General features: G+C 74.4%; 2 protein-coding genes. One reads left to right on the plus strand and one right to left on the minus strand.

The window, feature by feature from the left end; genetic code table 11:
- Window positions 1-123: 123 nt before the first annotated feature.
- Window positions 124-1,029: a haloacid dehalogenase-like hydrolase gene (locus PROKR_RS13770; RefSeq protein WP_036964202.1), complete on the plus strand. Its 906-nt coding sequence runs from the start codon at window positions 124-126 to the stop codon at window positions 1,027-1,029.
- Window positions 1,030-1,036: 7 nt separating this feature from the next.
- Here the strand turns inward: PROKR_RS13770 and PROKR_RS32755 are convergent.
- Window positions 1,037-1,419, minus strand: a 383-nt coding sequence (locus PROKR_RS32755) for a response regulator transcription factor (RefSeq protein WP_036964204.1), incomplete at its 5' end; no start/stop codon positions are given.

Here is a 1,419-nt window from a genome sequence, read left to right on the forward strand (position 1 = left end):
CCGGCCCGCCGCCCGCCGGCCCCAGGCCGTCGACACCGGCATGAGCCACGTCGGCTTCCGCTGCGTGCGCGCCGACGCCGCGGCCGGCCCGCCGTCCGGCGCCACCCTCCTGGAGGTGCTGCCATGACCGACCAGCTCCCCTCCTGGCGGCCCGGGCCCACCCGCGACACCCTGCTCGGCTTTCTCGCCGAGGCCCCCGGCATCCCGCCCGAGGACCGCGTGGCCTACTTCGACAACGACGGCACGCTGTGGTGCGAACGCCCCACCTACGTGCAGTACGAGTTCTACGTCGACGCGCTGCGGCGCCGCGTGCGCGACGACCCGGCGCTCGCGGGCGAGGCCGAGTTCCGCGCCGTGCTCGCCGGGGACACCGCCGCGGTGGGGGAGATCGGGCTCGAACGCATCGCGCTCGCGCTGGCCGGCCTCTTCCAAGGGCTCGAACCGCGGGCGTTCACGAGGGAGGTGCGCGAGTTCCTCGGCTCCGGCGCCCACCCCACGCTGGGCCACCCCCTCAGCAAGGTCCGCTACCAGCCGATGCTCGAGCTGCTGGACGTGCTGCGAGGGCTGGACTTCACGGTCGGCGTCGTGACGGGCGGCGGCACCGAGTTCGTCCGCGCCGTCAGCCAGGAGCTGTACGGCGTCCCGCCCGAGCGGGTGGTCGGCACGATGATCGCCTACGACCTCGGCCAGGACTCCCACGGGCGGCCCGTCCTGCGCCGCACCGGCCGGGTGCTGGGCGACGTCAACGAGGGCGCGGCCAAGGTGACGAACATCCAGACGCAGCTCGGCCGGCCCCCGGTGCTCGCGGCCGGCAACTCGGCCGGCGACCACGAGCTCCTGGAGTGGGCGGCCGCGAGCGACGGGCCGCACCTCTCGCTGCTGGTGGACCACGACGACGCCGAGCGGGAGTTCGCCTACGCGAGCCAGGCCCAGACCCTCGCGGCCTCGGAGCCCGTGACGGCGACCGCAGACCGGCTCGGCTGGACGACGGTGAGCATGAAGGACGACTGGGCGGTCGTGTTCGGCTGACCCGGCGTCACAGCAGCCGGAAGCTCCGCGCGATCTTCAGCGCCTCGCTGCGCCGGGACGCCGCGAGCTTGGTGTACAGGCTGGAGACGTGCGTCTTGACCGTGTTCTCGGAGACGAACAGGGCTGCCGCGATGTCCGCGTAGGTGGCGCCGCGGGCCAGCTCGTTGAGCACCTCGCGCTCGCGCGGGCTCAGCGCCGGCGGTACCAGGGTCATGCTCACCTCGCCGAGCTCGCGGGGCGTCGCCGTCATCGACGCGTACAGCACCGTCACGTCGGGCCGGTCGGCCGACGTCGCGGCGAGCTCGTGCACCCAGGTGCCGGCCGGGTGCTCGACGAGCCGGTGCAGCAGCGTCGCGATGGGCGTGCCCTGGCGGGCCCACCCGTAGAAGG

Source organism: Promicromonospora kroppenstedtii DSM 19349, from assembly GCF_000515355.1.
GTDB classification, from domain to species: Bacteria; Actinomycetota; Actinomycetes; order Actinomycetales; family Cellulomonadaceae; genus Promicromonospora; species Promicromonospora kroppenstedtii.

What these genes read in the sequence shown, in the direction of transcription:
- PROKR_RS13770 (WP_036964202.1), top strand. Translation starts at nt 124, where the DNA reads ATGACCGACCAGCTCCCCTCCTGGCGGCCCGGGCCCACCCGCGACACC.